The 12,928-nt window shown below is 76.1% G+C and carries 17 protein-coding genes; 8 read left to right on the plus strand and 9 right to left on the minus strand.

Annotated elements, in window-relative coordinates; translation table 11 throughout:
• Positions 1 to 67 precede the first annotated feature (67 nt).
• The 6 genes from QOZ88_RS15595 to def form a co-directional block, all read right to left on the minus strand.
• Entirely contained in the window at positions 68 to 268 is a 201-nt protein-coding gene (locus tag QOZ88_RS15595; protein WP_091929318.1) for a hypothetical protein, read from the minus strand.
• Between the two features lie 108 nt (positions 269 to 376).
• Positions 377 to 892: an FKBP-type peptidyl-prolyl cis-trans isomerase gene (locus QOZ88_RS15600; RefSeq protein ID WP_306000657.1), complete on the minus strand. Its 516-nt coding sequence runs from the start codon at positions 890 to 892 to the stop codon at positions 377 to 379.
• A 121-nt stretch (positions 893 to 1,013) separates the two neighbouring features.
• Positions 1,014 to 1,337 (minus strand): tetratricopeptide repeat protein, encoded by a 324-nt coding sequence (locus QOZ88_RS15605; protein ID WP_306000658.1) that lies wholly within the window; start codon positions 1,335 to 1,337, stop codon positions 1,014 to 1,016.
• 41 nt (positions 1,338 to 1,378) lie between these two features.
• Positions 1,379 to 2,557 carry a glucose-1-phosphate adenylyltransferase family protein gene (locus QOZ88_RS15610; RefSeq protein WP_306000659.1) on the minus strand — a complete coding sequence of 393 codons (1,179 nt, stop codon included), beginning with the start codon at positions 2,555 to 2,557 and terminating at the stop codon, positions 1,379 to 1,381.
• 44 nt (positions 2,558 to 2,601) lie between these two features.
• Entirely contained in the window at positions 2,602 to 3,096 is a 495-nt protein-coding gene (locus tag QOZ88_RS15615) for an FBP domain-containing protein (RefSeq protein WP_306000660.1), read from the minus strand.
• A 158-nt stretch (positions 3,097 to 3,254) separates the two neighbouring features.
• A complete protein-coding gene (gene def / locus QOZ88_RS15620; protein ID WP_306000661.1) occupies positions 3,255 to 3,812 on the minus strand; it encodes a peptide deformylase in 558 nt (185 codons plus the stop codon).
• A gap of 65 nt (positions 3,813 to 3,877) precedes the next feature.
• On the opposite strand from def, the gene QOZ88_RS15625 reads away from it, so the two are divergent.
• The 5 genes from QOZ88_RS15625 (at position 3,878) to QOZ88_RS15645 (ending at position 9,662) form a co-directional block, all read left to right on the plus strand.
• Complete coding sequence (locus QOZ88_RS15625; RefSeq protein WP_306000662.1) at positions 3,878 to 4,822, plus strand: cobalamin biosynthesis protein; 945 nt, start codon at positions 3,878 to 3,880, stop codon at positions 4,820 to 4,822.
• Between the two features lie 236 nt (positions 4,823 to 5,058).
• Positions 5,059 to 6,507, plus strand: a complete 1,449-nt coding sequence (gene yczR / locus QOZ88_RS15630; protein WP_306000663.1) for a MocR-like transcription factor YczR — start codon at positions 5,059 to 5,061, stop codon at positions 6,505 to 6,507.
• Positions 6,508 to 6,654: 147 nt separating this feature from the next.
• On the plus strand, positions 6,655 to 7,368 hold the full coding sequence (locus QOZ88_RS15635; protein WP_306000664.1) for an ANTAR domain-containing protein: 714 nt from the start codon (positions 6,655 to 6,657) through the stop codon (positions 7,366 to 7,368).
• A 114-nt stretch (positions 7,369 to 7,482) separates the two neighbouring features.
• Positions 7,483 to 8,148 carry a lysophospholipid acyltransferase family protein gene (locus QOZ88_RS15640; protein WP_306000665.1) on the plus strand — a complete coding sequence of 222 codons (666 nt, stop codon included), beginning with the start codon at positions 7,483 to 7,485 and terminating at the stop codon, positions 8,146 to 8,148.
• Positions 8,145 to 9,662: a cobyric acid synthase gene (locus QOZ88_RS15645; RefSeq protein WP_306000666.1), complete on the plus strand. Its 1,518-nt coding sequence runs from the start codon at positions 8,145 to 8,147 to the stop codon at positions 9,660 to 9,662. The genes QOZ88_RS15640 and QOZ88_RS15645 overlap by 4 nt, the downstream gene beginning before the upstream one ends.
• On the opposite strand, the gene QOZ88_RS15650 is transcribed toward QOZ88_RS15645, so the two are convergent.
• Complete coding sequence (locus QOZ88_RS15650) at positions 9,649 to 10,038, minus strand: acyl-CoA thioesterase (RefSeq protein WP_306000667.1); 390 nt, start codon at positions 10,036 to 10,038, stop codon at positions 9,649 to 9,651. The two genes, QOZ88_RS15645 and QOZ88_RS15650, sit on opposite strands and share 14 nt — an antisense overlap.
• Before the next feature lie 40 nt (positions 10,039 to 10,078).
• On the opposite strand from QOZ88_RS15650, the gene QOZ88_RS15655 reads away from it, so the two are divergent.
• Both QOZ88_RS15655 and QOZ88_RS15660 read left to right on the plus strand, forming a co-directional pair.
• The gene (locus tag QOZ88_RS15655) at positions 10,079 to 10,702 is read left to right on the plus strand and encodes an MSMEG_1061 family FMN-dependent PPOX-type flavoprotein (RefSeq protein ID WP_244523797.1); all 624 of its coding nucleotides are present in this window, start codon (positions 10,079 to 10,081) and stop codon (positions 10,700 to 10,702) included.
• Between the two features lie 48 nt (positions 10,703 to 10,750).
• Positions 10,751 to 11,176 (plus strand): VOC family protein, encoded by a 426-nt coding sequence (locus QOZ88_RS15660; RefSeq protein WP_306000668.1) that lies wholly within the window; start codon positions 10,751 to 10,753, stop codon positions 11,174 to 11,176.
• 23 nt (positions 11,177 to 11,199) lie between these two features.
• Here the strand turns inward: QOZ88_RS15660 and QOZ88_RS15665 are convergent, their stop codons facing one another.
• A complete protein-coding gene (locus QOZ88_RS15665; RefSeq protein ID WP_306000669.1) occupies positions 11,200 to 11,856 on the minus strand; it encodes a hypothetical protein in 657 nt (218 codons plus the stop codon).
• Here QOZ88_RS15665 and QOZ88_RS15670 point away from each other — a divergent pair.
• Positions 11,822 to 12,622 carry an RNA-guided endonuclease InsQ/TnpB family protein gene (locus tag QOZ88_RS15670; RefSeq protein ID WP_306000670.1) on the plus strand — a complete coding sequence of 267 codons (801 nt, stop codon included), beginning with the start codon at positions 11,822 to 11,824 and terminating at the stop codon, positions 12,620 to 12,622. The two genes, QOZ88_RS15665 and QOZ88_RS15670, sit on opposite strands and share 35 nt — an antisense overlap.
• A 60-nt stretch (positions 12,623 to 12,682) precedes the next feature.
• Here the strand turns inward: QOZ88_RS15670 and QOZ88_RS15675 are convergent, their stop codons facing one another.
• Positions 12,683 to 12,892: a hypothetical protein gene (locus tag QOZ88_RS15675; protein WP_306000671.1), complete on the minus strand. Its 210-nt coding sequence runs from the start codon at positions 12,890 to 12,892 to the stop codon at positions 12,683 to 12,685.
• Positions 12,893 to 12,928: the final 36 nt, after the last annotated feature.

A 12,928-nucleotide genomic window follows, 5' to 3' on the forward strand; every position in this document is an offset into this window, starting at 1 on the left:
GCGGGTCCCCGGGGGGGTTTTGGGGGGGGGGGGGGGGCGCGGGGGGGGGGCCGGCCCCCCCCGCCACTCAGCGCCGGCGCAAGAAGCCCTGCACCAGGCGGCCGATGCCGCCGCCGGTGGTGGGGGCCGCGCGTCCGCGCCCGGTGCCCCTGCGCGCGGACGTGGCGCGGCCCATGCCGCGTCCCGGCCGTGCGGCGCCGCGTCCACCTCGCGCCGCGCCCCGGGTCGCGCTCTGCGCCGTGCCCATCAGCTTTCCGAGGATGCTCATGGAGGGCACGGTGCCCGCCGGCCACTCCGTCGACGCGCCCCAGGAGCCGACCGCCGCGTGGCGCGGTGCGTCGTCACCGAACGCACGTCGACAGGGACTGTGCGCAGGTCAGCCGGTGACCTCCACCAGGTCGACCACGAAGACCAGCGTGGAGCCACCCGGGATCGGCCCGCGGTCCTGCTCGCCGTAGCCGAGCTCGCTGGGGATGGTGATCACCCGCCGGCCGCCGACCTGCATGCCGGTGATCCCCTGCTCGAAGCCCGGGATCACCTGGCCCGCGCCGAGGGTCACCGGCAGCGTCTCGTCCGCCCCGCGGCTCCAGGAGGAATCGAACTCCTCGCCGGTCTCGTAGAAGCCGCCGACGTACTTCACCGCCACGGTGGAGCCCTCGACGGCCTCCTCGCCGTCGCCCCGCACGACGTCCTCGACGACGAGCTCGGTCGGCGCGGGCGCGTCGGAGGCCGGCACCTCCGGGGCCTCCGAGAGGTCGGTGCTGATCTCCTCGGCGACGACCGAGGTGGGCTGCTCGATCGACGAGCCGCTCCCGTCCTCCCCGCCGCAGGCGGTCAGGGCGAGGGCGGCGGTCAGGGCGAGCAGGGTGCCGGGCACGGTGCGGCGGGTCATGAGGTCTCCTGGGCGAGCGGGCGCTCGGATCGGGGCGGGCGGGGTGGCCGACGCGGGCCGCGGGGCGGCGCAGTCCTCCCGCCATCGTCCCAGAGCGCCCCGCCCGCGCCGGGGAGCCCGGTCAGGCGGCGCCCAGGGCGTCGGCGACCCGGTGGTGCACCGCCGCCTCCCCGCCCTGGCTCTGCCGCTCCAGCGTGCGGGCCAGGGCGCGGCGGGCCCAGCCGTTGCTCGGCGCCAGGTCCACCAGCCGGGCGAGCGCCGCCTCGGCCGGCCCCAGCTGCGCCGAGCCGTAGTAGGCCCGGGCCAGCAGCTCCAGGGCCGCCTCGTTGCGCGGCTCGGTGTCGACGATGGGCTGCAGGATGCGGGCGGCGGCGTCGGGCTGGCCCATGGTGAAGAGCAGGTCGGCGCGGAGGAACTCCGAGTGCAGGTCGATGGGCTGGGTCATGCCGCCTGCAACGCCCGCGCGCGGTCGCCGCTTCCCGCCGGTCATCCCTCCGGCTCGGGGAAGCGGGCCCCCGCGGCGAGCTCGCTGTCGCCGGCGACCCGGGCCGCCCGGCCCACCAGGGTGATCTCCCCCTCGCCGCCGATCGACGCGCCCCGCCCCACGTCCACCCCGTCGTCGAGCACCGACCGGGTCACGGTCGCCCCGGCGCGCACCCGGACGCCGGGCAGGAGCACCGAGTCGACGACGGTGGCCCCGGCCTCGACCACCACGCCCGGCGACAGCACCGAACCGCGCACGTCCCCGCCCACCCGGGTGCCGCCGGAGATCAGGCTGTCCTCGACGTGCGCCTGGCTGAGCACCCGTGCCGCGCTGCGCCGCCCGCCGCGGGTGTGCACCGGCCAGCGAGGATCGTCGAGGTCCAGCGGCGGCTCCTCGGCGATGAACTCGCGGTGCGCCTCCCAGTACGCCGGCACCGTCCCCACATCGCGCCAGTACCCGTCCAGCGGGTACGCCCGCGCCAGCCCCTCGGCGGTCTGCGCGGGCAGCAGGTGGGTGCCGAGGTCCTCCAGGCCCTCGTCGCCGACGTTCCCGTTCAGCGCCTCCAGCCGGTCCAGCGTCGGTGACGGGTTGAAGACGAACACCTCGTTGGTCGCCGTCGTCGTCGCCGGCTCGTCGGGCTTGTACGCGTAGCCGGTGACGCGGCCGCCGTCGCCGACCTCGACGATCCCGTAGCGCGACGCGTCGTCCGGGGCCACCTCCGTGGTGACCATCGTGACCTCGGCGCCCGAGCCGAGGTGGGCATGGACCACCTCGCGGTAGTCGAGCTTGTAGACGGCGTCGGCGCTGGCGACGACGAGCGCGTCGGCGTCGAACTCGCGGATGAGGTCGGCGTGCCGCCACAGCGAGTCCGCCGTGCCGGTGTTCCACCCGCCGCGCTCGGTGCCCTTGTACGGCGGCAGCGTGAGCAGGCCTCCGACGGTCCGGTCGAGGTCCCAGGGCCGGCCGTTGGCCAGGTGGTCGTGCAGCGACGTGGGGTGGAACTGGACGGAGACCCAGACGTCGGAGATCTGCGAGTGCTGGCAGTTGCTGAGCGGGAAGTCGATCAGCCGGTACACCCCGCCGAAGGGGACGGCCGGCTTCGCCCGCCGCTCGGTGAGCAGTTCGAGCCGGCCGCCGGCGCCACCGGCCAGCACGAGGGCGAGAATCCGCGGGAGCGCCATGGGCGGCTCGCTACCCCGCCCGGAGCCCGTCCACCCACCGGCCGCTAGGGCCGGCGGACCGAGTCGAGGAACCCGCGCACGCGCTCCCGCAGCTCGAGGGAGCGCTCGGCGACGACCTCCGCGGGGTCGCGGTCGAGCAGCCACGGCGGGATCTCGGTGCGCACCCGCGTGGAGCAGCGCAGGTCCGCGCAGACGTAGGTGCCCACGGTGTTGCCGTTGCGCCCTGCGTTCCCGGTGCGCCGCGCCGTGAACAGCGAGACGGCGTCGCCGGGCTGCGCCGTCTGGCAGAGCAGGCACATCGCCGCCGTCCGGCCGGACATGCTGCTCTCGGCGGCGCGGACGGCGATCCCGACGGTCTCGTCGTCGACCTGCGCGACCAGGTACCCCCGCAGCGGCGCCTTCGGGTCGCGCCAGCCGAGCACGACCTGCCGGCTCCAGTCGAGCTCGTCGAAGTCCCTGGGGAGGGTGAGGGTCTTCGCCTCGCCGCGCGAGCAGTTGACGAACGAACGCCGGACCTCGGTCTCGGACAGCGGTGTCACCGGTGGTGCCTCTCCTCTGGGTGGTGCGGGTGCCGACGGAGGATCATCGACCATCTCCCCGGCGCGTTCACCCGGATTTCGGACCATGTGCGCCGGTGCGCAGCCCACCGGCTCGAACTGCGCATCGGCGCACACCGTCGCCGAGGTCGGGGCCGCGATCAGGCGGGGAGCTCACCGCCGGGACCGGCCGCCTCGGCCAGCAGCCGCTCGCGGAGCTCGGCCGGGAGCCGGTCGACGTAGACGGTGCCGTCGAGGTGGTCCACCTCGTGCTGCAGGCAGCGGGCGGCCATGCCGGTCGCCTCGATGGTCACCGGGTCGCCGTGCAGGTCGACGCCGTCGACCCGGGCCCGGAAGGCGCGCGGCAGCTCGGCGTAGGGGCCGGGCACCGAGAGGCAGCCCTCCTCGGTGACCTCGTCCGCCGGGTCGTCCCCCACCGGCTGGAGCACCGTGAGGACGGGGTTGACGACGTAGCCGACGACGTCCTCGCCGTCGGCGTCCGGGCAGTCGATGACGAAGACCCGGGCGTCCACCCCGATCTGGTTCGCGGCCAGACCGACGCCGTCGGCGGCCTCCATGCTGGCGAACATGTCGAGCACCAGCCGCCGCAGCCCGTCGTCGAACGCGGTGACCTCGGTGCAGCGGCGGTGCAGGACCGGGTTGCTGCCGTAGGTGACGATCGGCCGGGCGACGCCGTCGTAACGGCCGAACAGGCGCATGCGCCGATCCTAGGGAGACCGCACCGGCGCACCGGCGCCCGCCGGTGGGTTGGCACCATGGCCCGGTGCGACCGAGCCCCGATGCCGCGACCGCGCTGGGGCTGGCCCTCGGCGCGCTGGCCGACCTCGCGCTCGCCGATCCGCGGCGGGGCCACCCGGTGGCCGGCTTCGGACGGGCCGCCGCCGCGCTGGAGCGCCGCACGTGGCGCGACTCCCGTGCTGCCGGCGCCGGCCACTGGGCCGTGCTCGTGGGGAGCACCACCGCGCTCGGCGTGGCCGCCGACCGCGCCACCCGCTCCCGCCCCGTGCTGCGCACCGCGGTGACCGCCGCGGCCACCTGGGCCGTCCTGGGTGGCACCTCGCTCGGGCGGGTGGCGGTGCGGATGCACGACGCCCTGGCCGCCGGGGACCTGCCCGCCGCCCGGGCCACGCTGCCCGCACTGGCCGGACGCGACCCGCAGGGGCTCGGCGAGGCCGAACTGGCGCGCGCGACCGTGGAGTCGGTCGCCGAGAACACCTCCGACGCCGCCGTCGCCCCGCTGGTCTGGGGTGCGGTGGCCGGCCTCCCCGGGCTGCTGGCCTACCGCGCGGTCAACACCCTCGACGCCATGGTCGGCCACCGGTCGCCGCGGTACGCACGCTTCGGCTGGGCCGCCGCCCGCGCCGACGACGTCGCCAACTGGCTCCCCGCCCGCTCGACCGCGGCGCTGACCGCCGCCTGCGCCCCGCTGGTGGGTGGATCCTCCGCCGGGGCGTGGCGCGTCTGGCACCGCGACGGCGCCGCGCACCCCAGCCCGAACTCCGGGCGGTGCGAGGCCTCGCTCGCCGGGGCGCTCGGTCTGCGGCTGGGCGGCCGCAACGTCTACGGCAGCCGGGTCGAGGAGCGGCCGGCGCTCGGCGACGGCCGGCCACCGGCGACGGCGGACGTCCCGCGCGCCGTGGCCCTCTCCCGCGCGGTGTGGGCCGCCGCGGCGGCCGCGGCGGTCCTGGCGCGCCTGCTGCGCCGCTGACGGTCCCGGTGCGGCCGGGCAGCCACCGGGAAGCCGGCCGGATCGACCCGGGGATGGCTGGCCGGCGGATCACCCGGGCCGGGGCCACCCCGCAGCGTGACGCGGAGCGTGGCCACCGAGAGGTATCCCAGCCCCAGCAGGACGAGCACCAGCGTGACGGTTCCACCTGTGTCCATGACGAGAGAGTGGCATGATCCGTGCTGGCGCCTGGCAGGCCAATCCGGCATGGTGGTCGCATGCCACCTGGATCGGAGCGGTCCACCGGTGCCCGCGAGCTCGCCACGCTCGTCGGCCCCGTCGTGGGCCTGCCCACGCCCCGGTACGCGGGCCTGGCCCGCCGCGTCCGCGACCTGCTCACCGCCGGAGCCCTCCCCGCGGGGGCGCGGCTGCCCGCCGAACGGGAGCTCGCCACCGAGCTGGACGTCAGCCGGGTCACGGTCGCCTCGGCCTACCGGGTGCTGCGCGACGAGGGCTTCGCCCGCACCCGGCACGGGTCGGGCACCGTCACCGCGCTGCCCGACGTCCGGTCCGGCTGGACACCGCCGAGCACCGCCCCCGGGGTGATCGACCTGGCGCACGCGGCACCGGAGGCGGCGCCGGAGCTCCTGCCCGCCTACGAGCAGGCGCTGGGCGAGCTTCCGGCGCACCTCCCCGCCCACGGCTACGCGCCCAGCGGGCTGCCGCAGCTGCGCGCGGCTGTCGCCGGCTGGTTCACCGCACGCGGGCTGCCCACCGACGCCGACCAGGTGGTGGTGACCGCCGGCGTCGGCGACGCGGCCGCGCTCGCCCTGGACACCCTGCTCGAGCCCGGCGACCGGGTCCTGGTCGAGCACCCGACGTACCCCGGCGCGGTGGGGCTGGTCGCGGCGGCCGGGGGGCGCTGCGTCCCGGCCGCAGTCGATCCCGCCGACCCCGACGCGCTCGTCGGCACCGCGCAGCTGGTGGCCCGGCAGAGCAGTCCCCGCCTGGCGTACCTGATGCCCGACTGCTCCAACCCCACCGGCGTCGCCCTCTCGGCGGCCGGCCGGCGGCGGCTGGCGGCGACCCTCTGGCAGCACGGCGTGGTCACCCTGGTCGACGAGGTGTCCACCGGTCTGGAGCTGGACACCCCGACCGCGCCGCCGTTCGCCGCCGGCGTCCCCGACGCGGCCACGGTGACCGTCGGCGGGCTGTCCAAGGCGGTCTGGGGCGGCCTGCGCATCGGCTGGCTGCGCACCGAGGCGGGCCTGGCCGACCGGCTGGGCGAGGCGCTGAGCCGCCGCCAGCTCTCCGTGGGGGTGCTCGACCAGCTGGCCGCCACCGTGCTCGTGAGGCAGCTGGACGAGATCCTCGAGCACCGGCGGGCGCTGCTCCGCGAGCGGCGCGCCGTCCTGCTGGCCGAGCTCGCCGCGCAGCTCCCCGACTGGACGGCACCGGCGCCCACCGGCGGGCTCGCCGTCTGGTGCCGGCTCCCCCCGGGGACCAGCTCGGCCGCGCTCACCTCGGCCGCCGCGGAACGCGGGCTGCTGCTCGCCGAGGGCCGCGCGTTCGGCACCGGGCACGCCTTCGACGACCACCTCCGCCTGCCGTTCACCCTGCCCCCGGAGCGCCTGCGCGCCGCCGTCGGCGTGCTGGCCCGGCTCGACCGGGAGGCGCGCACGACCGCAGCTGCCGCCGGCCCGCCGCGCCCGCTCACCGTCGTCTGATCCCGTGCTGGCGGGCACCGCCGCAGGGACGTACGGTCTCGGTATTCGGGAGGTCCGGCCCCTCCGCGGGGTCGGGGCACCGGGCGTCGAGCAACCGGCACCTCGGGCCTGCCGGTCACCGGCGCACCTCCGTCCTGGAGGTCGACCATGTCCTCGCCGCCGCTGACCCGCTCCCGTCCGGCCGCCCGCCCGGCGCACGACCGCGGGCAGGAGGCGCGCCGCACCGTCACCCGCCACCCCGTCCCGTCGCCGGGGATCGCCGGCCGCTACCGCTTCGACGGGCACGCCGGCACCTGGTGGTGGTCCCCCGAGATGCACGACCTGCTCGGCCTGGACGCCGCGGGCACCACGCCCTCCACCGAGGCGCTGCTCCGCGTCCAGCGGCCCGAGGACGGCGCCCGGCTGCTCGCCGCCCTGTCCGCCTGCGGCGCCGGGCAGGCGTTCGCCGTCGAGACGCGCCTGCACCACCCCGACCGGCCCCCGCGGCCGGTGCTGCTGGTCGGCGAACCCGGCCCGGACGGGGCTGGGGGCGTGCGGGCGGTCGAGGGGCTCTGCGTCGACCTCACCGGCGCCCGCTCCGGGGCCCCCGACCCGGCCGGGACCGACGTCCTCCGGACGGAGGTCGAGCAGCTGCGGACGGCCATGGCCAGCCGGGCGGTCATCGAGCAGGCCAAGGGCATCCTCATGCTGCTCACCGGCTGCGCCGAGCAGACCGCGTTCGACCTGCTGGCGCACATCTCCAGCCACACCCACCGGAAGGTGCGGGACGTCGCGCAGGCGATCACCGCCTCGGCCACGGGGCACGGCGGGCTGCCCGAGGACGTGCGCGCCATCCTGCGCGACGCCTGCCCCCCGGGGTAGCCGCCCGGGCGCGAAGGAGCCGCCGCCCTGCGGCCGGGCGGGGTCCGGCAGGATCGGGCCCGCCCGCGGTGTCCGGGGGCGCGGCTCCCGGAGCCGCCGAGGAGGGAGCCTGCGATGTTCTACGTCCTGGCCCGGTTCGTGCTGCGCCCGCTCTTCTTCGCCCTGTGCCGGCCGCAGATCGCCGGACGGGAGAACGTGCCGCTCGACCGCCCGGTGATCCTCGCCAGCAACCACCTGTCCTTCATCGACAGCATCGCCATCCCGCTGGCGGCCCCGCGCCGGGTCGCCTACCTGGCCAAGGCCGAGTACTTCACCGGCCGCGGGATCGGCGGATGGCTCACCCGCACGCTGTTCACGGCGCTCGGCGCGCACCCGGTCGAGCGGGAGACCCACCGCGCCGCGCAGGCGGCCCTGGACACCGCCCTGCGGATCCTGCGGGGCGGCACCGCCTTCGGCCTCTACCCGGAGGGCACGCGCTCCAAGGACGGCCGGCTGGCCCGTGGCAAGACCGGCGTGGCCTGGCTGGCGCTGACCGCCGACTGCCCCGTCGTCCCGGTCGCGGTGCACGGCACCGACCGGGTGCAGCCGGTCGGTGCCCGCTGGCCCCGCCCGCACCGCATCGCGATCACCTTCGGCGAACCGCTGACCTTCCCCGGGCACCGCGGGCAGGCCGACCGCAACAAGGCCCGCCGCGAGGTGACCGACCGGATCATGCTGGCGATCGCCGACCTCTCCGGCCAGGAGAAGGCCGGCTGGGACGTCCCGCGCGAGGCGGTGTGAGCGGGGCGCTGCTCGTCGCCGGCACCACCTCGGACGCCGGCAAGTCCGTGGTCACCGCGGGGATCTGCCGGTGGCTGGTGCGCGAGGGCGTCTCGGTGGCCCCGTTCAAGGCGCAGAACATGAGCAACAACTCCGTGGTCACCCCCGACGGCGCCGAGATCGGCCGCGCCCAGGTGATGCAGGCCGCGGCGGCGCGGGTCGAGCCGGAGGCGGCCATGAACCCGGTACTGCTCAAGCCGGGCGGCGAGAACTCCAGCCAGGTCGTCGTCCTGGGCCGGCCGGTCGCCGACGTGACCGCGCTCTCCTACCGGCCGATGAAGGCGGCGCTGCTCGAGCAGGTGCTCAGCAGCCTGGCGGAGCTGCGCGCCCGGTTCGACGTCGTCGTCTGCGAGGGCGCCGGCTCCCCCACCGAGATCAACCTGCGGGCCGACGACATCGCCAACATGGGGCTGGCCACCGCCGCGGACCTGCCGGTGGTGGTCGTCGGCGACATCGACCGGGGCGGGGTCTTCGCCGCCCTGCACGGCACCGTCGCGCTCATGCCGCCGGCCGACCAGCGGCTGGTCGCCGGCTTCCTGGTCAACAAGTTCCGCGGCGACGTGCGACTGCTGCACCCGGGGCTGGACCAGCTGACCGCGCTCACCGGCCGCCCGGCGCTCGGGGTCCTGCCGTGGGTGGGTGGCCTGGAGATGGACGGCGAGGACTCGCTGGACGTGCCCGTGGCGGCGTCGGGCGCCCCGCCGGTCGGGGACGACGTCCTCCGCGTCTCGGTGGCCCGGCTGCCCCGGCTGTCGAACTTCACGGACCTCGACGCGCTCGCCGCCGAGCCGGGGGTGCTGGTGCGCTACGCCACCCGCCCGGAGGAGCTCGCCGACGCCGACCTGGTCGTCCTGCCGGGCAGCCGCGCGACCGTGGCCGACCTGTCGTGGCTGCGCGCCACCGGCCTCGCCGACGCGGTGCTGCGCCGGGCGGCGGAGGGGACGCCGGTGCTCGGCGTCTGCGGCGGCCACCAGATGCTGGCCCGCACGATCACCGACGAGGTCGAGTCGCGGGCGGGGACGGTGGCGGGGCTGGGGCTGCTGCCCGCCGACGTCCGCTTCGCCCCGGAGAAGACGCTCGCCCGCCCGGTGGGCAGCGCCCTGGGCGAGACGGTGCACGGCTACGAGATCCACCACGGCGTCGTGACCGTCGACTGGTCCTCCGACGCCCCACCCGCCCTGCCGTTCCTCGACGGCGCCCGCGCCGGAGCGGTGTTCGGGACGACGTGGCACGGCGCGCTGGAGAACGACGGCTTCCGCCGGGCCTTCCTCACCGAGGTCGCCCGCATCACCGGCCGCCGGTTCGTACCGGCGTCGGCGACGGAGTTCGCCGCGGTGCGCGAGGCCCGGCTGGACCGGCTGGGCGACCTGGTCGCCGAGCACGCCGACACCGACGCGCTGTGGCGGCTGATCGAGGCCGGGGCGCCGCCGGGGCTGCCCCTGCTGCCGCCGGGGTCGGGCTTCAGCCCCCGGTGAGCCGCGCCCGCACGTCGTCCGGCCAGGGGGTGGAACGCCCCTCGGCGACGCAGACGTAGGTGGTGCGAACGACGCAGACGACGCGCTCCCCGACGCGCACGGTGAAGCGGACGGTCACGCTGGTGCGGCCCACCTGCTCCGTGTCGGCGTCCACGGTGACGGTGTCGCCCCAGCGGGCCGACGACGCCCACTCCAGCGAGCTCGCCTTGACCATCGGGTCCACCCCGCGGGTGACCAGGTCGTCCCAGGCGAGCCCCTGGGCGGCCCACCACCCGTAGGACGCCTCGTCGGCCCACGTCAGGTAGTGGGCGTTGAAGACGACCCCCTGCTGGTCGCACTCGACGTATCGGACCGGGGAGCTCCACACCTGCGGCACGAGGGATCACGCTAGCCGCGCCACCGTCTACCGTCGTCGCGTGCCCGCCACCCCGCTGCCGCCACCGCCCACCGACGACCCGGTGCTCGCCGGCTACCGGACGCCGGGGGGCCTGGTGCTGGACAAGGTGATCGACCACCTCGACGCCCACTGCCGGGAGTTCATCGCGCACTCCCCCTTCGCGACGCTGGCCACCGCCGACGCCGAGGGCTGGCCCGACGTCTCCCCGCGCGGCGGCGACCCGGGCTTCGTCCACGTGCTCGACGCGCACCGGGTCGTGCTGCCCGACCGGCCGGGGAACAACCGCGTCGACAGCCTGCGCAACGTGGCCGTGAACCCGCGCGCCGCGTTGATGTTCCTGGTGCCCGGCGTCGAGCAGACGCTGCGCGTGTACGGCACGACGACGCTGGTCGCCCCCGAGGACCTGCCGCTGGACCTCACCGAGTTCGGCCGGGCGCCGCTGTCGGTGCTCGTCCTGGAGGTGCGGCGGGCGTACTTCCAGTGCCCGAAGTCGGTCATGCGCTCGGGCCTGTGGGACCCGGCGAAGCGGATCGACCCGAAGGCGCTGACCCCGTTCGGCCGGGTGATCAAGGACCACTGCGCGCTGGCGGACGACCTGCCCGACGACGCCACGATCCGGGCGGAGCTCGCCCAGGAGTTGTAGGAGGCGCCGACCGGGCCGGGATGTCGGCCGCAGCACTAGCCTCCGGCCATGGCGTTCGACGTCCAGATCACGGTCGACTGCTCCGCCCCGCACGACCTCGCCGACTGGTGGGCCCAGGCGCTGGGCTGGCAGGTGGAGCCCCAGGACGAGGCCTTCATCCGCCGGATGGTGGACACCGGCGCGGCCACCGCGGAGGACACCACCACGCACCGCGGTGCGCTGGTCTGGAGGGTCGGTGCGGCGATCACCTCACCCGACCCGGGCCGGCCGCGGGTGCTGTTCCAGCTCGTCCCCGAGCCCAAAGCGGTCAAGAACCGGTTGCACCTCGACGTGCGGGTGGGGCCGGAGCGGGTCGAGGCCGAGGTGGCCCGCCTGGTCGGCCTCGGCGCCCGCGAGCTGTGGCGCGGCCGGCAGGGACCGTTCGCGTGGGTGACGCTCGCCGATCCGGAGGGCAACGAGTTGTGCGTGACCTGAGGCCGCCTCAGCCGGCGCCCCCCTTACGGTGAAAGTGTGATGCGGGTTCCGTGAAACTGTCCGACCTCACCGGCACGATGCGGGTCGTGAACCACGGCGCGGTGCGGGTGCGGCCGGAAGTCACCGACGTCCAGGCCGGCGTACTGCTGCGCGCCGCCGGCGCCCGCCGTAAGGCGTGGAACTGGGCCGTGGAGAAGATCAAGGCGAACGCCGACCAGTGGGCGGCCGAGGCTACCTACGGCATCGAGCGGGCTGACCGGGTGCGGCCGCTCAACTACTTCGCTCTGGGCAAGCTGTGGACGGCCGAGCGGCCCGAGGTGGCGCCGTGGGCGGGCCAGCACTCCACGTGGACGTTCCGGTACGCGCTGCGGGACGCGGCCAACGCGCACGAGGCGTTCCTGGCCGGGAAGCGGCGGTTCCCGCGGTTCAAGGGTCGGCACCGCGACCGGCACCGGTTCACCGTCCGCGACGGGCTGCAGCTCGAGGCCGGCCGCGTGCGCCTTGCCAAGTACGGCTGGGTGCGCGTCGAGGCGGCGTGCCCGCAGCAGGCGAAGCTGCGGCGGTTGCTGCGCCGCGGGCACACGACCCTGCAGCACATCACCGTCACCCGGCACGCCGATGGCCGCTGGTACGCGACGGTGAATTTTGCCCGCGCCGCCCGGGTTCCCGCCGAGCAGCACGTCGCACCGACTGGGCCCGTCGTCGGGGTTGGATCGAGGTGTGAAGACCGCCGCTGTCGTCGCCGACGTGCACGGGCAGGTCGTCGCCGAGTTGCCGGCGTCGCGGGCGCTGCGCGACCGGCTCCGGCAGGTGCAGCATCTGCAGCGCGCTGTCAGCCGATCGAAGAGAGGTTCGAGAAACCGGCGCAAGGCGGTCGCCCGGCTCGGCCGGGCACACGCGACGGCGGCCGCGGTCCGGGCCGACGCGCTGCACACCTTCACCGCGACTCTCGCGCTCGAGCACGGCGTCGTGGTCGTCGAGGACCTCGCCACGAAGAACCTGATGGCCAACCGGTCCCTGGCCGCGGCGATCGGTGACCAGGGCTGGGCCGAGCTGGCCCGGCAGCTGGCCTACAAGACGACCCGCCACGGCGGGCGGTGCCTCGTCGCGGACCGCTGGTTCGCGTCATCGAAGACGTGCTCGGCGTGCGGTGCGGTGAGACCCGAACTCACGCTCGCCGAGCGCACCTACCGCTGCGGCGAAGACTCCTGCGGCTACACAGCCGACCGGGACGTCAACGCCGCCGCGAACCTCGCCGCCTGGGGCGAGCACACGCTCGGGCTCTGCCCGTGCGTGACCCAGGCCGGGGACCGCCACCCAGGCGGCCCGACAGTCGGCGTGAGCCGGCATGCCTGTGGCGGGTGGGTGTCAGGACCAGCCGCCCAGGCTGGTCCGGTGCTGCCCGCTGAAGCAGGAACCAGCCGGCCACGTCTCGGCGTGGCGTAAGCACTGGACGCCCCGGACAGGGGCGCTTACGGAACGGTGCGGTGGGCAACCATCGCACCTTCACCGTAAGGGGGGGCCGGCGCGCAGGTCCCGGGCGAGCTTCCGGTCGGCGACGGCCCGATCGGCCATCGCGCGCACGCGCAGCCGGCGGCGTCTGCGGCTCGAGCCGAGGTAGCGCGCGTCCTCCACCAGCTGGAACGCGGCGAGCACGCTCGCCTGGACCTCGCGGGCACGCGGAATCGCAGGGCGCGCCGGTTCGGCCGAAGTCATGGAGACCCCCTCTCCCGGGGGACGCCGGCACGCTCC

The sequence above is a fragment of the Blastococcus carthaginiensis genome (genome assembly GCF_030731085.1).
GTDB lineage: Bacteria > Actinomycetota > Actinomycetes > Mycobacteriales > Geodermatophilaceae > Blastococcus > Blastococcus carthaginiensis.